We start from the raw sequence: 24,073 nt of genomic DNA, 5'->3' as shown, positions 1-24,073 counted from the left end.
CGTGAGCGCGACCGCGGACCACGCGGAGGAGCGGACGAGCCTGGCCGCCAGGCTGGGATTCCAGCCCGAGCAGGTGGTCCAGGAGATCGGCTTCGACGACGACGTCGACCAGGAGCTCCGCTCGGCCATTGAAGAAGTAATCGGCAGCGAGCTCATGGACGAGGAGTACGACGACGTCGCCGACGCCGTTGTGCTCTGGTTCCGAGACGACGACGGCGACCTGACGGATGCGCTGGTGGATGCCACCACGTACGTCGAAGAGGGCGGCGCCGTCCTGCTGCTGACGCCCAAGACCGGCCGAGACGGTTATGTGGAGCCCAGCGACATCGCCGAAGCTGTGACGACCGCGGGTCTGTCCCAGACCAAGGGCATCAGCGTGGGGAAGGACTGGAGCGGCACGAAGCTGGCTACGCCGAAGACGGCGGCCAAGAAGCGCTGAGGCGCAGCCGAGGCCAGGAGGCCCCCACCGACTCGTCGGTGGGGGCCTCGCCCCGTTGGGGGCGCGGGGAACTGCGCGGCCAGCCCCCACCGGGCCGCACGGGCTTCCACGGGCCTGTCTGCCGGGTGCGGCGCCGTCGTGGCTGAGCGCGCAGTTCCCCGCGCCCCTTACGGGGCCGGTGGGGCGCGTGGTCCGCTTTCGGGGGGTCTGCGTAGGGTGGGTGTCACCCGAACGGCCGGATCTACGGAAGGGACGCAGGACCATGGCGATCGAGGTCGGCGACAAGGCTCCGGACTTCGAGCTGAAGGACAACCACGGTGCCACCGTGAAGCTCTCCGACTTCCGGGGCGCGAAGAACGTGGTGCTGCTCTTCTACCCCTTCGCCTTCACGGGCGTGTGCACCGGCGAACTCTGCGAGCTGCGCGACAACCTGCCGCGGTTCGCCGACCGCGACACCCAGCTCCTCGCCGTCTCGAACGACTCCATCCACACCCTGCGCGTCTTCGGCGAGCAGGAGGGCCTGGAGTACCCGCTGCTGTCGGACTTCTGGCCGCACGGCGAGGTCTCGCGCGCGTACGGAGTGTTCGCCGAGGACAAGGGCTGCGCGGTGCGCGGCACCTTCGTCATCGACAAGGAGGGTGTCGTCCGCTGGACGGTCGTCAACGCCCTGCCGGACGCACGGGACCTGGAGGAGTACGTGACCGCGCTCGACGCCCTGTAGGGCCCTGGATGCCGACACTTCGGGATTCTTCGTGCCCCAGGGACTGCGGTGGCGGGGAACCTCTCACTAGGATCGGCACGTTGATCCGATACCAACGCACTACGGGGCTTCCCGCCCCCGGACACCAATGGGAGGACTCGTGGGAGTCAGCCTCAGCAAGGGCGGCAACGTATCGCTGTCGAAGGAGGCCCCGGGCCTGACCGCGGTCATCATCGGTCTGGGGTGGGACATCCGCACCACCACCGGTACCGACTTCGACCTCGACGCGAGCGCGATCCTGACGAACGCGGAGGGCAAGGTCAGCAGTGACGCCAACTTCGTGTTCTTCAACAACCTGAAGAGCCCCGACGGCTCCGTCGAGCACACCGGTGACAACACCACCGGTGAGGGCGAGGGCGACGACGAGCAGATCAAGGTCAATCTCGCCGGCGTCCCCGCCGACATCGAGAAGATCGTCTTCCCGGTCTCGATCTACGACGCCGAGAACCGCCAGCAGTCGTTCGGCCAGGTGCGCAACGCGTTCATCCGCGTGGTGAACCAGGCCGGCGAGGCGGAGATCGCCCGGTACGACCTCTCCGAGGACGCCTCGACGGAGACCGCCATGGTCTTCGGCGAGTTGTACCGACACGGCGCGGAGTGGAAGTTCCGCGCCATCGGCCAGGGCTACGCCTCGGGCCTGCGCGGTATCGCGCAGGACTTCGGCGTCAACGTCTGAGCCGTTCCTCGGGGCCGGTCCGGCCCCGAGAAGCATCACCGCTTCCCGTCCGGCGCCGCACACTCCTAGTGCGGCGCCGGACGTGCTGGTACCACGGAACGATCAAACGGTTTCACCGGGGAGGACCGAACATGGGTGTCACGCTCGCCAAGGGGGGCAACGTCTCCCTCTCCAAGGCCGCACCGAACCTCACGCAAGTGATGGTCGGGCTCGGCTGGGACGCACGCTCCACCACCGGAGCGGATTTCGACCTCGACGCCAGTGCGCTGATGTGCAACTCGGGCCGGGTGCTCGGCGACGAGTGGTTCATCTTCTACAACCAGCTCAAGAGCCCCGACGGCTCGGTCGAGCACACCGGTGACAATCTCACCGGAGAGGGCGACGGCGACGACGAGTCCATCCTCATCGACCTCCACAAGGTGCCCGCCAACGTGGAGAAGATCGTCTTCCCGGTCTCCATCCACGACGCCGACAACCGCGGCCAGACCTTCGGTCAGGTGAGCAACGCGTTCATCCGGGTCGTCAACCAGGCCGACGGCCAGGAGCTCGCCCGTTACGACCTCTCCGAGGACGCCTCCACGGAGACCGCGATGATCTTCGGCGAGGTCTACCGCTACGGCGGCGAGTGGAAGTTCCGCGCGGTCGGCCAGGGCTACGCGTCCGGGCTGCGCGGCATCGCCCTCGACTTCGGAGTCAACGTTTCGTAAAGCCGAGTACGAGCCGAGTGTGAGCCGAGTACGCGGTGGGCGGCCCCTGTGATCAGTGGGTCGGCCGTGGTGTCACGAAGTGGTGCCGGTGCGTGAGACGGCCCAGGTGGCAGAAGGCGCGTCACCTGGGTTCGGACCCCCTGGACCTGCGATTCTTCGAGCGGCAGGGCCCGGCCCTCTCCTTCGGGGAGTCGGCCCTCTAGACTTCGAGGTCAATGTTTCGTAAAGCCGGGTACGGCGGGGGGAAACCCCCTCCGGACTTCGTCCGGGGGTAGCCCCCCAACTCACGATTGGGTAGCCAGTGGTTCTGAAAACCTTCGGCTGGTCGTTCGCGGTCACCGCGCTCGGTCTGGTCGCAGCGGTTTTGATCGGCGGATGGACCGCGTTCGGGATCGTGCTGATCCTGTCCATCCTCGAAATCTCGCTGTCCTTCGACAACGCGGTCGTCAACGCCGGAATCCTGAAGAAGATGAGTGCCTTCTGGCAGAAGATCTTCCTCACCGTCGGCATCCTGATCGCCGTCTTCGGAATGCGGCTCGTCTTCCCCGTCGTGATCGTCGCGATCAGCGCCTCGCTCGGCCCCATCGAAGCGGTCGACCTCGCCCTGAACGACGCCGACCGCTACCAGGAACTGGTCACCGACGCCCACCCGTCGATCGCCGCCTTCGGTGGCATGTTCCTGCTGATGATCTTCCTCGACTTCATCTTCGAGGACCGTGACATCAAGTGGCTCGGCTGGCTGGAGCGCCCGCTCGCCAAGCTCGGCAAGGTCGACATGCTCTCGGCGTGCATCGCCCTGATCATCCTGCTGGTCACCGCGCTGTTCCTGGCCCCGCAGGCCCACCTGCACGCGGGCTCCGCCGACAAGGCCGAGACCGTCCTGCTCTCCGGTGTCGCCGGCCTCATCACGTACCTCGTCGTCGGCGGCCTCTCCGGCTTCTTCGAGAACCGCCTCGAAGAGGCCGAGGAGCGCGAGCACGAGGCCGAGGAGGAGGCCAAGGCCAAGGGCAAGGAGATCTCCGCCGGAGCCCTCGTCGGCAAGGCCGCCTTCTTCATGTTCCTGTACCTCGAAGTCCTCGACGCGTCCTTCTCGTTCGACGGCGTGATCGGCGCGTTCGCCATCACCAACGACATCGTCCTGATGGCGCTGGGCCTGGGTATCGGCGCCATGTACGTGCGTTCGCTGACCGTGTACCTGGTCCGCCAGGGCACCCTCGACGACTACGTCTACCTGGAGCACGGCGCCCACTACGCCATCGGCGCCCTGGCCGCCATCCTGCTCATCACCATCCGCTTCGAGGTCAACGAGATCATCACCGGCCTCATCGGCGTCGTCCTGATCGCCTGGTCCTTCTGGTCCTCCGTCCGCCGCAACAAGGCACTGGAGGCCGCGGAGGGAAAAGCTGACCCCTCGGACGACAAGACAGAGGTCTCGTCCGGGGTGTGACACCGGTCAGGTTGAGGAACGCTCTGTGAGGGGCGGCCACCGAGGAGTCCTCGGCGGCCGCCCCGGCGCATGAGGCCCCGATCCTTCGTCGGGGCGGGGTGAACAGGCGAGGTGGGGGCGGGAATGAGTTTCTGGGATGGCCTGTGGCGTGGGCGGTCGACGCAGTTCGACTCGGGCAGCGCGGCGACCAACGCCATCGAACTGACCAAACGGAACCAGACGATCTCACTCAGCAAGCAGGGTGCGGCGACCGGCAATCTCCGTATCAACCTCTCGTGGCGGATGCGGACCTCCGACATAGGCGGGCCCCAGCGGGGCAGTCTGCTGCGGCACCCCTTCAAGGCCCTGAAGCCGGAAGTGGTGCAGGCGCACACCCAGTCCATGGTCAACGTCGACCTCGACCTGGGCTGCATGTACGAGCTGGCCGACGGCAGCAAGGGAGTCGTCCAGCCGCTCGGGGGCTTCCTGGGGGACCTGAACGGCGCGCCCTACGTGAAGCTCAGCGGTGACGACCGCTTCGGCTCCGGCTCGGGCGAGACGATCTTCGTCAACCTCGACCACCGGGAGAACATCAAGCGGTTGCTGGTCTTCGTCTACATCTACGACCAGACCCCCGCCTTCGACCGTACGCACGCGATCGTGACGCTGTACCCGAGCAACGGGCCGCGGATCGAGATCGGGCTCGACGAGCGGCACTCCCAGGCGCGGTCCTGCGCGGTCGTCATGATCGAGAACGTCAAGAACGAGCTGGTGGTACGGCGCGAGGTGAAGTTCGTGTACGGCTTCCAGGCGGAACTGGACCGCCTCTACGGCTGGGGCCTCCAATGGGGCCGCGGCTACAAGGCAAAGGCCGACCGTTAGCGCCCGTCAGGGGCGCGAGGAACCGCGCGCCCAGCCACGAACCACCCGCGGCCATGGACGCACGGGGCCCCGTCAGGGGCGCGGGGAACTGCGCGATCCGCCCCCACCGGGCCGCAGTCGAGGCGCTGCCCGCGGTCGGCTTCGCCGGGACGCCGCCGAGCTCGGGAGCGCGCGTTCGGGGGCGGGTGCGGCGCCGTCGTGGCTGATCGCGCAGTTCCCCGCGCCCCCAAATGCGCTCACGTCGGCCCCCGCGCACCCAGGAGGGGTGAGGGGCTGGCGGCTGCCCCTAGCGGCCGATGAACTGCGGCCCCTGCGGCGGGAGCCGGAAGTCGGGGTCGGGGGCCGGGCCCACAGGCTGCGGGTAGCCGTACCCGGTAGGAGCCGCCGCGGCGGGCTGGGGCGGCGGCGGATACCCGTAAGCCGGCGCACTGGTCGGCTGCGGATACCCGTAAGCCGGCTGCGTGGCCGGCGGCTGCTGCCGCGTCGGCTCCGGACCGGGAGCGGCCGGCGGATACCCGTACGCGGGCTGCACCGGCTGCTGAGGCACCTGCGTGGTCGGCTCCTCGGGCGGCAACGGCTGCGAACCGGCCCGCCCGGCGGACGCCGCCCCCTCCTCGGCCCCGGACTCGTCCACCGAGATACCGAAGTCGGCCGCGAGCCCCTGCAGCCCGTTCGAATAGCCCTCGCCGAGGGCCCGGAACTTCCAGCCCTCACCGCGCCGGTACAGTTCACCGCAGATCAGCGCGGTTTCCTCACCGGTCTCCGGCTTGATGTCGAAGTACGCCAGCGGCTCGGCGTCCCCGATCGTGGCGTCGAAGACGACGATCCGCAGTCCGCGTACCCGGTCGAAGGTGACGTCGTCGGCGGAAGCGACAAGGAGAATCCGTCCCACACCGTTGTCAACGCCCGCCAGATCCGACTGAATCGTATCGGTGAGCCCCTCGGCGAGGCCGTCGTTCACGCGCTTCTTACCGAGTCGCCAGACCTTCCCCGAAGGATGCCGGGGCTGGTTGTAGAACACGAAGTCCTCGTCGGACCGCACACGGCCGTCGGGACCGAGGAGGAGTGCGGAGGCATCCACGTCCGGGACACCCCGTCCAGGCGTCCAGCGCAGCACGGCGCGCACCGCCGTGGCGTCCAGCGGGACGTTCGACCCCTTCAGCATGGCGTGCGTCATACGGTCATCCTGCCTTCTCGGCCCTGGTCACGACAACGTGGGGGTGCGCTCCCGTTCGGCTTGCCGCCCGGATGGGCGGGCACAATGGTGTTTGTCTGCGTTACCTGAATTTCATGCCCGATGGGAATCCCGGACACGGATCTCTACGTACTATTACCGGCCACATATCGTCAGGCCATCTAGCCGCCCCGGGGGAGACTCATGCGTCATTTCGGGCATATTGCCCCTGAGGTGCGGGACCGCCTCTTCTTCCAGGAGCCGTGCGTCTTCACCGCGGACTCCTCGCCCCGGGTGCTGGCCACAGCACTCGGAGCCACCCTCTACAGCCCCGCGACCAGGCCGAAGCTCGCCGACGACATCGTGAAGCAGGCCGGTGCCGGGGTCGTCTCGATGGTGGTGTGCCTGGAGGACTCCATCGGCGACGCGGACGTCGCGGACGCCGAGGAGAACCTCGTCCGGCAGTTCCACGACCTGGCCGACCGCCCCGGCGACGAGCTGCCCCTGCTCTTCATCCGGGTCAGAGCGCCCGAGCAGATACCCGACCTCGTCCAGCGGCTCGGCGCCTCCGTGCGGCTCCTGTCCGGATTCGTACTGCCGAAGTTCACCGAGGAGCGGGGCATCCCGTTCCTGGAGGCGCTCACCGAGGCCGAGGGCGCGAGCGAGCGGCGGCTGTTCGCCATGCCCGTCCTCGAATCGCCCGAACTGCTGTACCGCGAGTCCCGGGCGGAGACCCTCGCCGGGATCTTCCGGGCCGTCGACAAGTACCGCGACCGCGTACTCGCGCTGCGGCTCGGCGTCACCGACTTCTGCTCGGCGTACGGGCTGCGGCGGGCGCCCGACATGACCGCCTACGACGTGCAGATAGTGGCCTCCGTCATCGCGGACGTGGTGAACGTCCTCGGACGGGCCGACGGCACCGGCTTCACGGTGACCGGACCCGTGTGGGAGTACTTCCGCGTCCAGGAGCGCATGTTCAAGCCGCAGCTGCGCCGCAGCCCCTTCACCCCGGAGGCCGAGGACCTGCGCGCCGCCCTGATCGAGCACGACATGGACGGCCTGCTGCGGGAGATCTCCCTCGACCGGACCAACGGGCTCCAGGGCAAGACCTGCATCCACCCCTCGCACGTACTGCCCGTGCACGCCCTCTCCGTGGTCAGCCACGAGGAGTTCAGCGACGCCCAGGACATCCTGCGGCCCGAGCGGGGCGGCGGGGGTGTGCTGCGGTCCGCGTACACGAACAAGATGAACGAGGTGAAGCCGCACCGCGCCTGGGCGGAGCGCACCCTCCAGCGCGCCGAGGTCTTCGGCGTCACCAACGAGGACATCGGCTTCGTGGAACTGCTCGCCGCCGGAATCCCCGGCTGACCCCCATCCCGGCCGAACACACGTCCCGGCTCACACAGAACCCGGCTCATACACATCTCGGCTCACACACATCCCGGCTGACACGCAAGGAATCCATGAACAAGGCTGTGAACGACGGGTCCGGCGTCTGGTCCGCGACGGGCTTCCGCCCCGGAACCAGGGCCGGAGCTCGTGGTTCCGTCGACGGCCCCGCCGACGGAACCAGCGAGGGACCCGCCGGCGAGGTCTGGTCCGGGAGCTGGGTCGCCGGGCGCCTGGGCGTCGAACTCGTCGGGGACGAGGGGCTCGGGGAACTGCTCGGGCTCGCCCTGCGGCGCAACCCCAAGCGCGCGCACCTGCTCGTGTCGAACGTGCTGGGCAAGCACGTACCGCAGTCACCCGCCGTCGTGTACGGCTACGGATTCGCCCTCGGGCTGCGCGTACGCGACCTGCTCGGAGAGGACGAGGCCGGCCGGGCCGTCGTCCTCGGGTACGCGGAGACCGCCACCGGGCTCGGCCACTCGGTCGCGGACGGCGTGGGCCTCGCCCCCTGCCTGCACTCCACCCGTCGCCCGGTCGAGGGCGTCGCGACGGCCGGCGGCTTCGAGGAGTCCCACTCGCACGCCACCTCGCACCTGCTGCTCCCGGAGAACCCGGACCTGCTCGCCGGCGACGGCCCGCTCGTCCTCGTCGACGACGAGTTCTCCACCGGCAACACGGTCCTCAACACCATCCGTGACCTGCACGCACGCTATCCGCGCGGCCGGTACGTGATCGTCGCCCTGGTCGACATGCGCTCGGCCGCGGACCTCGGCCGCCTCGCGGACTTCGCCCAGGAGATCGACGCGACCGTGGACCTCGTGACGGCCGCCTCCGGCACCGTACGACTGCCCGAGGGCGTACTGGAGAAGGGGCAGGCGCTGGTCGCCGAGCATGAGCGTGCGCACGAGCGACAGCGGGAGCGGGAGGTCGTGGCGGCCGAGAGCGGGGGAGCGACGGTGGCCCCGGCCTCCGGGGCGCGTCCCGGGCCCGGCGCGATCGCGCGCGTCGACCTCGGCTGGCCGCAGGGCCTCGCCGACGGCGGACGGCACGGCTTCACGCCCGAGCACCGCGTCCGCCTGGAGGGCGCCCTGCCCGCCATGGCGGCCCGAATAGCCGAAGCGCTCCCGCTGCGCGCCCGCCGCGGCCGCGTCCTCGTACTCGGCTTCGAGGAGCTGATGTACGCGCCGCTGCGGCTCGGGGTCGCGCTGGAGAAGCTGACCGACGCCGAGGTGCGCTACTCCACGACCACCCGCTCACCCGTGCTCGCCGTCGACGACCCCGGCTACGCGATCCGCACCCGGCTCGTCTTCCCCGCCCACGACGGCCCGGCCGACGGACCCGGCGAGCGGTACGCCTACAACGTCGCGGGCGCCGGCTTCGACGCCGTCGTCGCCGTGGTCGACTCCGCCGCCGACACCCCCGAACTGCACGCCCCGGACGGCCTGTTGGCGCAGCTCGCCGCGCACGCCGGCAGTGTGCTGCTCGCGGTCGTCCCTTCGTACGTCCCCGCATCCGTACCGGAAACGCCGGGAACGGCAAGAGAACTCGCACCAGAGTCAGTTGAAAGGTCCTCGATGCTGCCCGAGCCCCTCCGCGGCCCCGACTTCTCCTCGTACGCGGCGGACGAGGTCGGCTGGCTGCTGCAGGACCTCTCGGACACCCGCCTCGAAGCGCCGGTCGAGGAGCGCGAGGAGGCCATCCAGAGCGGCGGCGCCCACTACGCGGAGTCGCTGCCGGTGGAGTACCAGCCGAGCCCCGCGTACCAGGAGCTGTTCCGTGACGCGCTCGCCGGTTCCGCCGCCCGGATCGCCCTGGCCGTCGGCGCGGTCACCGAGACCGTCCTCGCCGAACGCTCACCGCGGCCCGTGCTCGTCTCCCTGGCCCGCGCCGGCACCCCCGTCGGCGTCCTGATGCGCCGCTGGGCCGGGCACCGCCACGGCCTCGACCTGCCCCACTACGCCGTCTCCATCGTGCGCGGACGCGGCATCGACGCCAACGCGCTGCGCTACCTCGCCGCCCACCACGACCCGGCCGACGTCGTCTTCGTCGACGGCTGGACCGGCAAGGGTGCCATCACCCGCGAACTCGCTGAAGCACTGCGGGAGTTCGAGGCCTCCGACGGCATCGGCGGCTTCGACCCGGAGATCGCGGTCCTCGCCGACCCCGGCTCCTGCGTGCGCACGTACGGCACCCGCGAGGACTTCCTCATCCCCTCCGCCTGCCTCAACTCGACCGTCTCCGGCCTCATTTCGCGTACGGTCCTCCGCGCCGACCTGGTCGGGGAGCACGACTACCACGGGGCGAAGTTCTACCGCGAACTCGCCGCCACCGACGTCTCCGTCGCATTCCTGGACGCGATCGCCGCCCGCTTCGACGAGGTCGGCGACGCGGTGGACGACCGGGTCAAGGAACTGCTCTCCGCGGACCGTTCGCCGACCTGGGAGGGCTGGGCGGCGGTCGAGCGGATCAGCGAGGAGTACGGCATCCACGACGTGAACCTCGTCAAGCCGGGCGTCGGCGAGACGACCCGGGTGCTGCTGCGCCGCGTCCCCTGGAAGATCCTCGCGCGCGCCGGGGCGGGCGCCGACCTCGACCACGTACGCCTGCTCGCCGAACAGCGCGGCGTACCGGTCGAGGAGGTCGCCGAACTCCCGTACACCTGCGTCGGGTTGATCCACCCCAAGTACACGCGCGGCGCGACCGGCGCCGACGGCAAGGCGGTGACGGTCTGATGTCCGCACCCGCTCCGCGCGCCCTGGTCGCCAGCGACCTCGACCGCACGCTCATCTACTCCGCCAACGCACTGGCGCTGACCGGCCCCGACGCCGAGGCACCCCGGCTGCTCTGCGTCGAGGTCTACCAGAACAAGCCGCTGTCGTACGTGACCGAGACCGCCGCGGGGCTGCTCACCGAACTGGGCGGCGCGGCGGACTTCGTCCCGACCACGACCCGTACGCGCGAGCAGTATCACCGCATCCGACTCCCTGGCCCCGCCGCGAAGTACGCGATCTGCGCCAACGGCGGCCATCTCCTCGTCGACGGCGTCTCCGACCCCGCCTGGCAGGCCCGGGTGAGCGCGCGCCTCGCGGACGAGTGCTCCCCGCTGGACGAGGTACGCGCGCACATGGCGGCCACCGCCGACCCGGCCTGGGTGCTCAAGCAGCGGGTCGCCGAGGACCTCTTCGTGTACTTCGTCGTCGAGCGCGAACTGCTCCCCGCGGACTGGGCGAAGGAACTGGCCGTCTGGGCGGAGAACCGCGGCTGGACGGTCTCGGTCCAGGGCCGCAAGGTCTACGCCGTACCGAAGCCGCTCACCAAGAGCGCGGCCATGCGGGAGGTGGCCCGCCGAACGGGCGCGGCCCTCACCCTCGCGGCCGGCGACTCCCTGCTCGACGCCGACCTGCTGCTGGCCGCGGACTGCGCCTGGCGCCCCGGCCACGGCGAACTGGCCGAGGCGGGCTGGACGGCGCCGGGGGTCACCGCGCTTCCGGAGCGGGGTGTGGCCGCGGGGGAGCGGATCCTCGGGGAGTTCCTCAGCGCGATCCGGTAGGGGTGTCGGCGGAACTGTCGGCAGGCGTACGGGGCTCAGGGGTACGGGGCTCAGGGGTACGAGGGTCCTTCGCCTCACGCCGTCGGCCGCCGCGCCCCGGCCGGAAGAGGCGCACGCCCACGAGGACCAGCAGCGCGAGGGCGGCGCCGGCCAGTACCACCTTCGAGTACGTGGACACGTAACCGGCGACGTCGGTCCAGTTCTCGCCGAGGAAGTAGCCGGCGAGGACGAAGACCGTGTTCCAGATGGCGCTGCCGAGGGTGGTCAGACAGAGGAAGACGGGCAGCGGCATGCGCTCGACGCCCGCCGGCACCGAGATCAGACTGCGGAAGACGGGGATCATCCGCCCGAAGAAGATGGCCTTGGTGCCGTGCCGGGAGAACCACGCCTCGGTCTTCTCGATGTCCGACACCTTGACGAGCGGCAGCCGTGCCGCGATCGCGATGGTGCGGTCTCGGCCGAGCAGCGCCCCCACGCCGTACAGCGCGAGCGCCCCGACGACCGAACCGGCCGTCGTCCACAGCAGGGCGGCGAACAGGTTCATCTGCCCGGTGCTCGCCGCGAACCCCGCGAGCGGCAGGATCACCTCGCTCGGGATGGGCGGGAACAGGTTCTCCAGGGCGATGGCGATGCCCGCGCCCGGGGCCCCGAGCGTGTCCATCAGGCCGTTGATCCACTGCGGTGCGCTGCTTTGGGTCACGCACCCGACGCTAGAGAACGAAAGCTGAAGCCAGACTGAAGCCGGGTCCGGGCGTCAGCGGGTGAGTGATATGCGGGTGTCAGCCGCAGCAGCCTCCGCCGCAACAGCCGCCTCCGCCACTTCCGCCACCCGGTGCGGGGGCGGGTGCCGAGGCGGAGCCCCCGACCGCCACCGTCGACAGCAGCTTCACCGTGTCGTCGTGACCGGCCGGACAGTCCGTGGGCGCGGACGACTCGGCCATCGGACGGCTCTTCTCGAAGGTGTCGCCGCAGGTCCGGCAGCGGTATTCATAGCGAGGCATGCGCCCAGGTTAGCGGTCGGAACGGCCGTCTCCCAGAGGAGCCGGGGCGGGAGCCGAGCCGGACCTCGTAGGGGCTGGGCCCTGGGCCAGGGCTTTCGCGCGCAACTCGGCCCCCGCCTTCACCCGCTGCTCACGCTCGGCCTGCTCGGGATGGCGGGACCGCCAGTACGGGTTGTCGTGGGGCAGGGCCGAACCGACGCGCCCGTACATCCCGAAGAACATCAACATGACGCCGACGACGAAGCTGAACAGCACGTTCGGGATGCGGAAGGCGAGGAAGTTCTGGTCGGTGTCCAGCAGGGCGAGGTTCAGGAACCCACTGAGGATGAAGAGCACACCGAGGACCATGTTGATCGTCGAGGCGACGTTGCCGCCGATGACCATGCCGACGAAGAGCAGCAGCCCGGCGCAGATCGAGATCACGCTCAGCGCGCCGTTGGTGCTCAGCCCGGAGACCTTGTCCCCCTGGGTGTCGAAGAATCCGACCCGGTCGACCAGCCCCAGAATCCCGAACGCGAGCAGCACGAGCCCCATGAGCCCCGCGCCGATCCGGTAGAACGTACTGAGCCGATGATCGACCGGCAGATGCTCGTCGAGCCTGATCCGCCGCCTGGGCGCGGTACGCAGAACATGCGCGGCCATGTCGCCTCCTCGGGTGCGCGCTCAGTTTCGAGCGGAGGGCGTCCGTCCTCTCCCCAGCATCCGCCCGGCGCGCCGCTCCCGCCATCCCTGGGATCCCGCGCCACCGGCCAACCAATGCAGTGGAGCCCCGACAGGCGAGCGATCTCTTGATCGAGGCGTCAGGGGCGCCGGCCGGCGGTCGGACGTGTATGAAACGCTCCGGAGGCCGCCGCGATCCCCGCCAACACGGCGGAGCCGCCCGCGGCTGCCGCTGCCGTCACCCGAACCCCCTGCGGTACGTCGTCCACGGCTATGCGCTCTCCGTCCTCCATGACGCACAGGGTGCGCAGAGTGAGGAACTGGACGTCATAGTCGGTCGCCCCCTTCAGCTGACTCATGCATGGATGGTTGTAGGGGAGCGGAGCGGAGTTGGTCCCGCCGTCCTGGGCCGTGCTCACGGTCAACATCAGATTGATGGCCCCCAACGAGTAGGAGGCCGTAGCCGTGGCCGCGCAGGCAAGGGCGCCGGCAACGGTCCAACGGCGCCATCCGGACCAGTGCCGGTTCCCCGGCAGGACAATCCCGATGCACTGGAGCACCAGGAACACGACCATCGAGATGGCCGCGAGAAACACCACCGGCACCAGGAGGATCACGGCAACCCTTTCCACTGGGCTCGGCTGCTCGTGGTCATCCTGCCTGCAACCCGCCGGACCTGACATCAACTGTGGCCTGGATCATGAAATGCGCGCGAGCCACCGACCGGACCGCGTCACCCCCACCCCGGCCACCCGCACCTCACGGCCTGGGACATCCGGATCGACGACACGGACCTGCGCGTCCTGGTCGCGGAAGCGAGGGCGTCAAGGCGGAACGCACCACCGTGCGAACGGCCTTCGGTGAGAACGATGAAGCCCCAGGCGGCCGGATGCGTACCGGCTGGCCTGGGGCCCAAGTCGTGTCCTCGGACTGGTGGGCGCGGACGGTTTCGAACCGCCGACATCCGCCTTGTAAGGGCGGCGCGAGCATTGATCGGGATGGCGCAGGTCGGTGCCGCCGTAGTGGCTGCCCAGCTCATCCGCGTGTTCCGACTGCGGCGAACCGCCGTTGACCGTGATTGACCGCACGATGTGGCACGCATGTGGCACGGGACTGGCACGCCCTGGCTGAGCTGCTGGCGACCCTGCTAATGGTTGATCGGGATCTCGTAGACGATCTCGCAATGGGCGACGGGCACCACGATGTCCGCCGTCTCGACGGGCCGTCCCTGATCGCTGTAGTACGTCCGCCGGATGTTCGTGACGAGCGCGGCCTTCTGAATGCCGAGAAGCGATGCCTCCGCGATGGTCGCTTGCCTGGGCTCCGGCTGTTCCACGGCATGGCTGACCGTGATGCCGATCGTGGCCATGCGGTTCACTACACCCGCTCCGGAGTGCGGCCCTCCCTCGGGGAGGACGATGAGCGTTCCCGCTGTGAGGTCGTACGGCTCCCAGCTCGTCGACAACTGCACCGGCCTACCGTCGGCGAGGAACTCGTACGACGTCCGGACACACAGGGCACCCTCGTCGACACCCAGCCGTGCCGCGATGTCTGCTGGGGCCGGCACCTTGGCCTCAGTCCGACTCTCCCAATCGCCCAGCTTGCCGACGGCTTTCATGTCCGCGCGGAACGGCGATCCGCTGGGCTGCTCGCGTGCCGAGGACCGAACGATCCGAACACGCTGCTGAGGCTCGGCGACGTAGGTGCCTGATCCGGCGCGACCTTCCAACAGCCCCAGGGAGATCAGCAACTCCTGTGCCCGACGAACCACGTTCTCGCCTACGCCGAACTCATGGCCGATTTGGGCGCGGGAGGGGAGACGGTCGCCCGGCTCCCACACGTGCTCCGTGATCCGTCGCCGGAGCTCGTCGGCGACGCGGAGGTAGGGCGGTTGCTCAGACATGTGGAAAATCTAGTCCACTAGCTCCAATCTAGTTAACTAGCTTCACGCAAAGTGATCGCTGGTGACGGAGGCTGTCTGTGTCCGCCTTAGGAGTTAGCGCGGCAGCCATCGCCGCTCGGCTGCACGCCGTCGGATTCACCACGCGAGTCACGGAACACGCTCACCACACATCGGTCGAAGCGGAGGTGCCGGAATCCCTCTCCGCTGATTCATGGCGGGAGGCCCTGGAGGTCGTGGCGGGAGCCGATCGGTTCGGACTCCTTGCCACCAGCCTGGGCGACCGCACCCTATGGGCGGTCGTACGCAAAGCGGTCTCCGTGGCAGGCGATGTCGGAGACCCAACGATCAGCGACAGGAGCTGATTCAGCGTGCTTGACCTCATCCGCCGCGCCGTCTTCCTCACCAGGGCGCGACACTCCCGCAGGGGCAGGCACCGCCGCCCCTCGATGTCTTCCCGGGTGCCAGTCACTCCCGCATCCACGGTGCCCGTTGACGAACCGACAGTCGCTCTGGGATGGCCTCGCGACGAATTGAGTCACCGATACCCGCTCAGGGGTGAGGACGCCGCACTCGTGCGCCCATACGTCCTGGCCTGTGAAAGGAGCGGACGACACCCAACGGTTGCCGTTGCTCCTTGCTTACCGCCCGACGGCTGTTCAGCTCTGCTGGGGGTCCGCTGATGTCCTCGCAACGGCAGCCCCGTGGCCCAGACGCCTCGGTTGCCTTCTATCAATCGATCGCCTGCCGAATCGGGACACACCACGCTTGCTCGGAATCCTCACCGGCGTCGGCGCCGGTCGACGTGCCGGTGATCTACGAGACCTGCGACTGCGCGTGCCACTCCATGCCCGACTACTCCACCGCCACGGAAATGAAGCGGTGAGCAGCTAGGCATCCGCCGGCGCGCCAGCACCCAACATCAAGGGCATAGAGAGGCAGAGACAGAGATGAAGACACAGGACGGACTGAGGCTTCTCCCGTGGGCGGGGCCGGACGGCAAGCCGTGCTACCTCAGCACCGAAGACCAGGACAGCTACGTCTCCCGCTTGGCAGACCAGATCGAGGCGACGCAACTCGGAATGGCATCCGCGCTGTTGGAACAAGCGCTTCAGGTACTCGAAGATGGGGCCTCAGATCCGGAGTGGCTGAGCCTTCTCGTTGCTCAGCTGGCTGGCTCGCTGCGGGATGTGTTGCGGGTGGCGAACAGCCGCGGGAGCTGTCTGGCGATGCCGGACATCCTTGAAGGGGAGCCACAGTCTGACCGCCGAGGGTGACTTCCGGTCGGGCCGTGTCCAGTGCGACAGGGGGCTCGGACATAGTTCGAGGCCCCTGCTTCGAGTGGGAGCTGACGCGGGTTGAGGAGCTGGCCACTATCTGGACGGAGGCGGCAGGCTACTGAACTTGATCGGGTGATGTCGGAGCCGTCTGCCTGACAGCCGACTGTCGGCGCCGGTAGCCCTGGGGTGTGAGGTACGCACAGGGCGGCGGGCTGACCGACGCCGAGAGAACAGCGCGGGAGCGGTTACGACTCCAGGCTGTGGAGCGTTTCGAGGCTGGGCAGAAGAACGCGGAGATCGCTGCTGCGCTACGGATCGATGTGCGGTCGGTGGAACGCTGGCGCCGGGCTTGGCGAGAGCAGGGCGAGGCCGGGCTGCTGTCGAAGGGGTCGCCCGGAAGGCCTCGGCTCAGCGAAGCCCAGATCGCCAAACAGGAGCGTGAGTTGGAGCGTGGCCCACTGGCCCACGGGTGGGTGGACCAGCGGTGGACGCTCGCGCGGATCAAAACCGTGATCGGCCGGCTGTTCCACGTCTCCTACACGGTCGAGGGCACCTGGCGCCTGCTGAAGCGGCACGGTTGGAGCTGGCAGCAGCCCACTCGGCGCGCGATCGAGCGCGATGACGACGCGGTCGAGGTATGGAAGAAGGAGACCTGGCCGCGGGTAAGAGCACCGCGGCGGAGCGCGGGGCCTGGATCGTCTTCGAGGACGAGGCCGGGCAATCCATGACTCCGCCGCGCGCCAGGACCTGGGGCCGGATCGGCCAAACCCCCGTTGTGAGAGTGCGGGGCCGCGGCTCCGGGCGGGTGTCGATAGCAGGCATGGCCTGCTACAAACCAGGCCGGCGGTCCCGGCTTATCTACGGGATCTGCGAGTACCGGGGCCGCAAGGACGAACCGAAGGGCTTCGGCTGGCGCGACTTCCGCGACCTGATCGTCCGAGCCCGCATCCAGCTCGGCGGCCCGATCGTCCTGGTCTGGGACAACGTTCGCCTCCACCTGACGGCCGGCATACGCGAGTTCATCGACGCGAATGCCGAGTGGCTCACCGTGCTCCAACTGCCCACCTACGCACCTGACCTCAACCCACAGGAGGGCATCTGGGCACTGGTCAAGCGAGACCTGGGCAACCTCGCCGCGGCCGACCTCGGCCAGATCACCAGCACGGTGAAACGTCGGCTTAAGCAGATCCAGTACCGGCCTGATGTGGTCGATGGCTGCCTCGTCGGCGCCGGCCTGAGCATCGATCCAGCCCCTTGACGGACGCCGTGATGCCAATGCCGAACCGCTGACGGAACGGGGTATGGCAGCATCATCGCCATGTCTTTGCTGACCTGGGACTACGACGGTGATCTGTTCTGCGCCCTCACCACCGAGACAGGTGCAGACGAGGGCCGGATGACACACTACGAGCTCAGCGAGGCCCGCATGGTTCCGGGTGAAGCCCCTTCCATATCGGCTTCACCGGCTCCAGGGCCGGCAGCCGTGACGGTGCTTGTCTACGCGCCCGAAGAGGAGAAGCCCGCAGAGGTCTACTTCGACGCGACACAAACGTTGCCGTTCGCGGTCCTCCAGCACTTCGTAGAGCTCATCGCCTCACGCCTGGCAAGCACAGAATCGTAGAGCAGCCGTTTTGACACCAGGCGAGAGCCTGGGCCGACATCACGAGTTCAAATTCAGTAGCTGCTCAGGAATATTACTGCATTGTTCGGCACAGAAATAAAGTATGACGGATTCCCTTGTCCTGTCCCTTGCTGGAATGATCGGAACTCTGGTTGGCGGCGGCTTGGCCGGTTTCCTGTCTCTGAGGTCCGAACACGTGAGACATCAGGCCCAAGAGCAACAGGAAGAACGCCAGTCTCACAGGCAAGAAGTCTTGCAGGTAATGGAACTTCGCTTAGAGCATCATCGGTGGAGAAGAGAGTGTAGAAGGGAGGTCTATCAGGAATTTGCTGGGAACGCCCAGGCAGCCCGAGGTGCTGCCCTTGATTATCACCGGTCTTGCTTGGAAGGAACTTCTGATCCACAGTGCATCGCTGACCTTCGTTCGGAAGGGAGAAAAACGCACAGAGATGCTGTACTGGCATCCTACGGAGTCGGGTTGCAGGGTCCCGAAGAGGTAGCCGCTATGGCGAATGACTGTATCGCCAGTCTCCGAGACCTATTGAATTGCGTCGAACAACACGAAGCGAGATTATCGTCAGAATTACCGACGGAGGAAGCTACTGCCGAAATGGAGGAGCGGATAGGGATTCAATACATAGACGTACAGGACAGGCTTCGATCTTTCGTTGACGCGGGACGCGTGGCCCTTGATCAGCCAATGCCTCCGGCATGATGTCTTCTTGCCCTGGGTTTCGACCGCCCGTTTTTTGGCGCTGATCAGCGGGGTGCCCACCCCAACTGACCTGCGGTCGGATGGTCGTTGGTGGTCGTTGTCTGTCGTTGCTGGCTGACCTCGGAGGTTCCAGACAGGTCCCGGCCCCTGGCTCGCTGATGATCTACGGCCGATGAGGTTTTCCGTCTCTCCGGACCCTCAGGTATCTGCCTGAAGGGCATCGGCTCGGGATAACAGGGCGACGTTTCCGACCACGTGCCGATACCGTCTTCGACATGACGACCGGCTCCCGCCCGCGCTTCTCCGTCCGTGTCGGACTATCCGAAGCGCCCGAACACGACGGCCCCTTCGAGGACGTCCCCGAGCACCTGCTCACGCCGCTCCAGAAGTGGGTCGACGACGCACTCCGCCACCAAGGCACTCCGCAGGAAAACGAGGCTCGTGCCGTCTGCCTGCGGCTTCGCATCACTCCGGACCAAAGTGTGAATCATTACCGCGATTCGGCTTACCTCCGACCGCTGACACAGACGGCCGGCGCCCAGTTGCTGGACGTGGTGGATGAGGTTCTGCGCACCCGGGTCATCGAGTGGAAGGTCGAACTCCTCCGCCGCATCCTGGACGACGCCGGATCGGCCTACAGAGTTAACGAGGACGGGGACGGACTAGAAGAGCGGGTAACTCCGGTCGTGCGCGACGCGGTCCGCCAGACGATCGTCGACGCTGCGGCTGGGTCTGCCTCCGGGTCGGCCGCCGATCATCTCGCCGCCGCATGGCAGGCGGCCTACGGGCGCAGCCCAGACCCGGTGCGCGCGTACAGCGAGGCCATCAAAGCGGTGGAGTGCGCGGCACATGCCGTCATCCAGCCCAACCGCGCCAAAGCCACCCTCGGCACGATGCTGGGCGAGATCAAGAACGCCCGGCACAAGTTCAGCGCGGCGATCCCCTCCCCTACCGGTGATTCGATCGCCCCGGCGGAGGCCATGATGCGGGCGCTGTGGGAGGGACAGACCTCACGTCACGGCGCCCAAACCGCGACCGTGCCCGAGACCCTGGAGGCCGCCCGAGCCGGAGTCCACCTCGCCGCAGCCCTGGTGCAGTGGTTCGTCTCCGGGGCCGTCGTCCGCACACCCTGAGTTTTTGCGCTGAGACCCGGCTCCCTGCGCCCACGCCGTGGACCCCCACCGGGCTGGCCCGCCGGCACAAGCAAGAGGAGCACCCGCGCCAGGCGTGCTCCTCTTGCTTGTGCCGGCGGGGCGGCCGTCCGAGCCTCCGTGAGTCGTTAGGCCCGCTAACGTTAGCGGCTCTGCTAGCGGACACCCCTTACATTTGAGCCGTTATCGATAGCAGCAGGGGGTGCTAACGATAGCGACCCTGATAGCGACCAAAACCGCAGGTGACCAGGGCATTAGCAGATAGCGGCCGATCGTCGCAGACCCCAGAAACGGCCCGATACGGGCTCCCGAAAGGGCGGCCCGCGCTGCTATCGCCCGAGACTCCCTCCGACCGCTCAGGCATCGCTCTGGGCTGCCCTGTATGCCTCGTACTGAGTCCAGGCGCGTTCGAGTGTCTCAATGGCCCGATCAATGGCGCCGCACTCCTCAAGGTAGTCAAGCTGGCCCTGCCGTCCCTTGCGTGAGGGCCAGTCTGGATCAGCGGAGACGTCCCGAGCTAGATCCCCGATGGCGTTGTGCTGGTCGGCATGGGTCTTCAACCACGCTGTGAAGCTCTTCGGCTTGGGCATGTCGGCATCCTTCCGCCGCCGTGTCGGAACAAACCCAATGAGGAGCGACCTACGGCCGCGCATCCCTAGGCGCTTGCTCCGCTCGCGCGTCGGCCACCGGCGGGGCTGGGCGCCGTGCTCGGACTGCGGCGCCGCTCAAGAGAAGAAGCCACCCTCCCCCGGCAGGGTGGAGTGGTCTCTTCTGCCGTCCGGCGTCTTCCAGGGGTAGGCGGCAGATGTGAGCGCGCGCCGCCGGGCCTCTCCCGCTCTGGAAGGCTCCCCGAGGCTCTTCAGCAGGGAGGACGGCCGTGCGTACCGCGTGCCTGCCCCCTCTGAAAAGCCATCCCGCCAGTTCCTCCCAGATGACGTTTGCAATGAGCTGAGTCCCGACTCACCCCGCCTCAGCTCCGTCACCGTTGACCGTGAGCCGCGTTGAGACAGGACTCACGCCCTTGCGACCGTGAGCGTTGACCGCACGATCAGTACGAGCGGGCTGGAACACCAGGGTGTTTCAGCTGTCCGCCAGCCATAGCCCCGCCGGATCGAGGCGCGGCGCCGAACTCCCACGGCCGCCGACCGCGAGCGGAGCGAGCCAGAGGGCGGGCGGCCGTCGGCCGCTCCTCAAGGTTCCAAAGGAATTCTAGAATGAAATGCCTCCCGCCCGCACATATGCGCAGGCGGGGGGCATGACCCCTGCTCCCACTCCTTCCGATGCTGGCGTCAGCGACTGGGAAAAGCGGCCGATAGCTTCCGACTAACCTCTTCTTCATCGGAAGGATTTTCCAAGACAATATACCTCAAACTCACACGAGGGAGATTACTAGCTTCGAGCTCGCTTACCAGCACCAAGTCAATTTTCTCCTGAACTGATTGCGGAACATCTACATTGCTAAGGATGGCAATTCGCCGGTACTCACTCTCAGCCCGCTCGATCCGACTTGCAAAATTCCTCACCTTATGTCTGAGCTGGGCTCGGACATTCCGGTCAGCCGATTGAAAATGCTGGATTTCAATGGCAACCATTCCAACGTCGAGTGCAACTTCTGCATCAAATGAGTGCTTGAACCTTGATACATTCGAGCCGAATTTCCTCTCCAAACTAGAGAGGACAGCAGATGTATAGGCGCCAGAAATCGCCATTCGAATACTAGGGTCCGTTACGGCAGCTGGATCATAGGCCGCCAAAACGCTTAGGGCGGCATCTAGCTCGTCGGCTGGCGTGCGAGAAAGTTGCAGAGCAGCCGCCTGCCGGTTATGCAATGTGATCTCATTGTCGCCGATCCTGGCCCGTTTGATAGAAACTCCGGAAATAGCGATCACCACCAGCAAGGCCCCAACGGTGATCAAGGCTGTTGGCCCAGCTTCAACCTTTCGCGTAAATACGGCTGTGGTGCCCCCGCCAATCATTAGAAGTCCCATCCCACCCGCCAACGTCCGCTCCAGGCGCGTCAGTGGCACCGACGGACCGTCGGCGGACTCTCCCTCAGGTGCAGCCTCATCCTGTGACATGAGGTTGACCCTACGGGTGCAGCACCTGCCCCCACGCTGACCCTCAAGGTGTACGCACACGTCACGCCAAGCAGTCATGACAGGTCCAGGAAGGCTCTCGGCAGAGCGCTTCGGTTCAGGGCCCCGAAGACCTAGGTTCCAGAGAGGTTCCAGCGCGTGAAAATGCCTCCCGCCCGCGCCGTATGCGCAGGTGGGAGGCATGATCAAGGAAGCTACTTCTTCTTGCCCTGGGTCTTGCCGGGGATCTTGGTGAGCTGGGTTTTTGCTGGTCGGGGGCGGTGGGATCGTGCGCCTGGCAGTCGTCGTTGGTCGTCATTGGCCATTGTCGAGCGACGTTGGACGGCCCAGGGACGGCCCAGCTTTTCAGCCTGAGCGGGCGGGCCGCTGGCTTCAGCGCGAGGGGCGCCTCTTCGGGGGGACCGGGCCTGGGATCACGTCCTTACCAAGGTGTTCCTTGATCAGGTACTTGAGTTCCGGGCCTTCGATGAGCTGGAGCCGACCATGTTGGCGGGCAAAGTCGTGGCTGGCCCTGCCGAACCATGATGTGGTGATCAGGACCCCCTTGGCGGCACGCTTGTGCTCGACCACTCCAGCGAGCGCCTGGACAGACTCCACGCCCACAAGCTTGCTGTAGCGCTTTGCCTGAATAATGCATTCACCGTTGAAGACGGGGTCCTTGCTGACAGCCACCGCGTCAACGCCCTCGTCTTTGGACGCCTGGGTGTTCCAAGCTTCCATGCCGATCGCCTCGAACAGTTGGCGGATGAGGTGCTCGAACTCGGTGGGTGTCAGCTTCACCAGTATGGGCCTGCTGTCCAGGCCGGCCACTACATCCATGCTGTCCATCAGTCGGTACTTGGTCAGATCGAACTCGACGATGGGACGAATCGGTTCGAGGTCATAAGGGTTGGGAGAAACCAGCGCGTTGAGCCCACGCAGACACTGTGCCGGGTCGACCTGACTGAGACGGAGCTTCCCGAACTGCTCCCTACTGGCACTGAGCGTCACCAGGCAGGGCGAGACTTCCTGGCCGGTGGCCCGGTCGACGGTCTTCACATGACCGTTCAAGATCACGCCGTTAACGACTCGGTCCGGATCGCTCGTCAGGACCTCATGGACTGTCCTCAGAGCGACTTGCGCCAGGACGGAAGCATAGATCTCCTTGCGCTCCTTCTCCGGACGAGGCAGCACGGTCGTCTCGTCTCGATTCTTCGCATACCGATAGCCCCGCGCGGCAGGAACGATCGCCTCCGGAGGCAAGTGGATCTCAACGAGCACGTCACCTGTGGCAGGCCGGAAGGCGATCCGATGCTCGTGCGGGAACCCCATCGGATACTTCGACGCATCCAGAACGGCACCTAGATGCGCCTCGACCGCAACGGGCTCCCCAGCCCGGTATGCCTCACGCTCCTCGCCCAACCTCCTGTTGAAAGCCGCCACTTCGTCAGCAGCTTGTTCTTCGGCTTGGCGGTGCTCGGCACGCTTCCGCTCCAGTGTCGCCAGCCGCTTCTCTTCCGATCGGCCGTGGCGTTCTTGTGCCTCGCCGAACCTCACACGCGCCTGGGCAACCTCGGCCTCATAGCGTTTCCTGCCAAGGCCCAGGACAGCAGACAAGCCACCAGGCTCCGGCGGTGCGAACTCCTCCCACCGCGGGGAAGGCTCCGATCGGGACCAGCGACGCTCATCCAGAACTTTGGGCGTATGGGTCTTCCGCCGGCGCTCAAAAGTCGTCGGCGGATCACCCACCAACGCATCCCGGAGCAACTGCCCCAGCTGCTCCACCTCGTGCTCAACCCCGATCGTGCGCACCTGCGCCTGCTCGGCTTGCTGCTCTTGATACGCGACCTTCCGCTCGCGTTCCTGCCGCTTACTGGCCGCTTCAGCAGCCTTGCGCTCCCGCTCAGATTGCCGTGCCTGTTGCTCTTGAGCACGTCGTAAAGCTTGCTGCTGCCGCTGGTAGTCGTTGCCTCGGCCGCCCCGTTGCGCCACCTGTCCACCCCTCCCCTGGCCCTACTCCGCCACAGGGCTGCATTCCCCGTCCCCATCGCAGAATCACGCAAGGCGGAGGTGTCACCCTCAGCCCGCCCACTTGGTGCACTGTGGACTCAGATCGTCTGCGCCTCAACCGACGACAGTCAGCCACGATGACGGGTTTGCCGACCAATTAGGTGCGCGTGTGCCTCGCTGCACCCACACGGGCCTCAGCCACGCTGTCGTAATGTCGTCGACCAGAGGACCCAGGACAGCCAGCCCGTGAGCACGATGCATAAGCCATCAGCTTGGGAAGCTAAGGGTGCTTAAGGCTCGCTCTGGGGTTGACCTGCGGCGGAGCAGCGTCGGGGCTATATGAGCGGTCGACCGGCTCCCCGGTGTTCCCCGTGGTTCCCCGCAGGATCTGACACGAGTTGGGAGAGGGCTTGGTAGATCGCAACGGTGATGACGTCGAAACTCCCTGACACGCGCACCTGCTGGCCCGTAATGTCGTTAGATCAATGTACTTGAGCAGAGGTGATGCATGGCCCCACGCCCGCGCCGTTTGTGCGCCTTCTGCGGCAACCCAGGGAAGATCACGGACGAGCACCTGTGGCCGCAATGGATGGGAAAGTACACACAGGCGACCGAACCAACACGATCCACTCGGTCTCTAGGTTTCGGCCACCAAGA

At 67.1% G+C, this 24,073-nt stretch carries 23 protein-coding genes; 14 read left to right on the top strand and 9 right to left on the bottom strand.

Going from position 1 to position 24,073, the window contains the following annotated elements; translation table 11 throughout:
- The first annotated feature begins 1 nt into the window (after position 1).
- The 6 genes from C6Y14_RS22140 (at position 2) to C6Y14_RS22115 (ending at position 4,890) form a co-directional block, all read left to right on the top strand.
- The gene (locus C6Y14_RS22140) at positions 2–439 is read left to right on the top strand and encodes a DUF3052 domain-containing protein (protein WP_055519877.1); all 438 of its coding nucleotides are present in this window, start codon (positions 2–4) and stop codon (positions 437–439) included.
- 262 nt (positions 440–701) lie between these two features.
- On the top strand, positions 702–1,160 hold the full coding sequence (locus tag C6Y14_RS22135; protein ID WP_107018504.1) for a peroxiredoxin: 459 nt from the start codon (positions 702–704) through the stop codon (positions 1,158–1,160).
- A gap of 139 nt (positions 1,161–1,299) precedes the next feature.
- Positions 1,300–1,875, top strand: coding sequence for a TerD family protein (locus C6Y14_RS22130; RefSeq protein ID WP_055617911.1), 576 nt, complete (start codon positions 1,300–1,302; stop codon positions 1,873–1,875).
- Positions 1,876–2,006: 131 nt separating this feature from the next.
- The gene (locus C6Y14_RS22125) at positions 2,007–2,582 is read left to right on the top strand and encodes a TerD family protein (protein ID WP_107018503.1); all 576 of its coding nucleotides are present in this window, start codon (positions 2,007–2,009) and stop codon (positions 2,580–2,582) included.
- Between the two features lie 301 nt (positions 2,583–2,883).
- Positions 2,884–4,029, top strand: a complete 1,146-nt coding sequence (locus C6Y14_RS22120; protein WP_107018502.1) for a DUF475 domain-containing protein — start codon at positions 2,884–2,886, stop codon at positions 4,027–4,029.
- A 123-nt stretch (positions 4,030–4,152) separates the two neighbouring features.
- Positions 4,153–4,890, top strand: coding sequence for a TerD family protein (locus C6Y14_RS22115; protein ID WP_107018501.1), 738 nt, complete (start codon positions 4,153–4,155; stop codon positions 4,888–4,890).
- A gap of 286 nt (positions 4,891–5,176) precedes the next feature.
- On the opposite strand, the gene C6Y14_RS22110 is transcribed toward C6Y14_RS22115, so the two are convergent.
- Entirely contained in the window at positions 5,177–6,067 is an 891-nt protein-coding gene (locus C6Y14_RS22110) for a TerD family protein (protein ID WP_107018500.1), read from the bottom strand.
- Positions 6,068–6,268: 201 nt separating this feature from the next.
- Between C6Y14_RS22110 and C6Y14_RS22105 the strand changes: the two genes are divergently transcribed.
- The 3 genes from C6Y14_RS22105 (at position 6,269) to C6Y14_RS22095 (ending at position 11,003) form a co-directional block, all read left to right on the top strand.
- Positions 6,269–7,432 carry an HpcH/HpaI aldolase/citrate lyase family protein gene (locus C6Y14_RS22105; RefSeq protein WP_107018499.1) on the top strand — a complete coding sequence of 388 codons (1,164 nt, stop codon included), beginning with the start codon at positions 6,269–6,271 and terminating at the stop codon, positions 7,430–7,432.
- A gap of 95 nt (positions 7,433–7,527) precedes the next feature.
- Positions 7,528–10,185, top strand: coding sequence for a phosphoribosyltransferase (locus C6Y14_RS22100; RefSeq protein WP_107018498.1), 2,658 nt, complete (start codon positions 7,528–7,530; stop codon positions 10,183–10,185).
- Complete coding sequence (locus C6Y14_RS22095) at positions 10,185–11,003, top strand: HAD family hydrolase (protein WP_107018497.1); 819 nt, start codon at positions 10,185–10,187, stop codon at positions 11,001–11,003. Before C6Y14_RS22100 ends, C6Y14_RS22095 begins: the two co-directional genes overlap by 1 nt.
- Here C6Y14_RS22095 and C6Y14_RS22090 read toward each other — a convergent pair.
- From C6Y14_RS22090 to C6Y14_RS22070, 5 genes are all read right to left on the bottom strand, one after another.
- Positions 10,987–11,703, bottom strand: coding sequence for a DedA family protein (locus C6Y14_RS22090; RefSeq protein WP_404828813.1), 717 nt, complete (start codon positions 11,701–11,703; stop codon positions 10,987–10,989). The two genes, C6Y14_RS22095 and C6Y14_RS22090, sit on opposite strands and share 17 nt — an antisense overlap.
- 79 nt (positions 11,704–11,782) lie before the next feature.
- Positions 11,783–12,004: an FmdB family zinc ribbon protein gene (locus C6Y14_RS22085; protein WP_107018495.1), complete on the bottom strand. Its 222-nt coding sequence runs from the start codon at positions 12,002–12,004 to the stop codon at positions 11,783–11,785.
- 9 nt (positions 12,005–12,013) lie between these two features.
- A complete protein-coding gene (locus C6Y14_RS22080; RefSeq protein ID WP_107018494.1) occupies positions 12,014–12,646 on the bottom strand; it encodes a DUF4383 domain-containing protein in 633 nt (210 codons plus the stop codon).
- Between the two features lie 158 nt (positions 12,647–12,804).
- Positions 12,805–13,281 carry a hypothetical protein gene (locus tag C6Y14_RS22075; protein ID WP_107018493.1) on the bottom strand — a complete coding sequence of 159 codons (477 nt, stop codon included), beginning with the start codon at positions 13,279–13,281 and terminating at the stop codon, positions 12,805–12,807.
- Positions 13,282–13,811: 530 nt separating this feature from the next.
- Positions 13,812–14,567 carry a GntR family transcriptional regulator gene (locus C6Y14_RS22070; protein WP_107018492.1) on the bottom strand — a complete coding sequence of 252 codons (756 nt, stop codon included), beginning with the start codon at positions 14,565–14,567 and terminating at the stop codon, positions 13,812–13,814.
- Positions 14,568–14,644: 77 nt separating this feature from the next.
- Between C6Y14_RS22070 and C6Y14_RS45110 the strand changes: the two genes are divergently transcribed.
- The 5 genes from C6Y14_RS45110 to C6Y14_RS44570 all read left to right on the top strand — a co-directional run bounded on the left by C6Y14_RS45110 (position 14,645) and on the right by C6Y14_RS44570 (position 19,313).
- Complete coding sequence (locus C6Y14_RS45110) at positions 14,645–14,929, top strand: hypothetical protein (protein WP_107018491.1); 285 nt, start codon at positions 14,645–14,647, stop codon at positions 14,927–14,929.
- A 585-nt stretch (positions 14,930–15,514) separates the two neighbouring features.
- The gene (locus C6Y14_RS22050; protein WP_107018488.1) at positions 15,515–15,841 is read left to right on the top strand and encodes a hypothetical protein; all 327 of its coding nucleotides are present in this window, start codon (positions 15,515–15,517) and stop codon (positions 15,839–15,841) included.
- Positions 15,842–16,032: 191 nt separating this feature from the next.
- Positions 16,033–17,102 (top strand): IS630 family transposase gene (locus C6Y14_RS46035; RefSeq protein ID WP_450152393.1). Its coding sequence is split into 2 segments (ribosomal slippage): positions 16,033–16,482 and positions 16,485–17,102, totalling 1,068 coding nucleotides; the frame shifts between segments, so codons are not numbered across the junction.
- Between the two features lie 60 nt (positions 17,103–17,162).
- Positions 17,163–17,465 (top strand): hypothetical protein, encoded by a 303-nt coding sequence (locus C6Y14_RS22035; RefSeq protein ID WP_107018485.1) that lies wholly within the window; start codon positions 17,163–17,165, stop codon positions 17,463–17,465.
- Between the two features lie 990 nt (positions 17,466–18,455).
- Positions 18,456–19,313 carry a hypothetical protein gene (locus C6Y14_RS44570; RefSeq protein WP_199854804.1) on the top strand — a complete coding sequence of 286 codons (858 nt, stop codon included), beginning with the start codon at positions 18,456–18,458 and terminating at the stop codon, positions 19,311–19,313.
- Between the two features lie 374 nt (positions 19,314–19,687).
- Here the strand turns inward: C6Y14_RS44570 and C6Y14_RS22025 are convergent, their stop codons facing one another.
- The 3 genes from C6Y14_RS22025 to C6Y14_RS22020 form a co-directional block, all read right to left on the bottom strand.
- Positions 19,688–19,921 (bottom strand): YozE family protein, encoded by a 234-nt coding sequence (locus tag C6Y14_RS22025; RefSeq protein ID WP_107018484.1) that lies wholly within the window; start codon positions 19,919–19,921, stop codon positions 19,688–19,690.
- 699 nt (positions 19,922–20,620) lie between these two features.
- Positions 20,621–21,409: a hypothetical protein gene (locus tag C6Y14_RS44170; RefSeq protein WP_159074298.1), complete on the bottom strand. Its 789-nt coding sequence runs from the start codon at positions 21,407–21,409 to the stop codon at positions 20,621–20,623.
- Positions 21,410–21,799: 390 nt separating this feature from the next.
- The gene (locus C6Y14_RS22020; protein ID WP_107018483.1) at positions 21,800–23,398 is read right to left on the bottom strand and encodes a restriction endonuclease; all 1,599 of its coding nucleotides are present in this window, start codon (positions 23,396–23,398) and stop codon (positions 21,800–21,802) included.
- Positions 23,399–24,073 lie beyond the last annotated feature (675 nt).

This window comes from Streptomyces dioscori (assembly GCF_003024195.1).
Taxonomy (GTDB): domain Bacteria; phylum Actinomycetota; class Actinomycetes; order Streptomycetales; family Streptomycetaceae; genus Streptomyces; species Streptomyces dioscori.
Note: the sequence above shows the minus strand (reverse complement) of the source record. Positions and strands in the feature narration are given on the sequence as shown.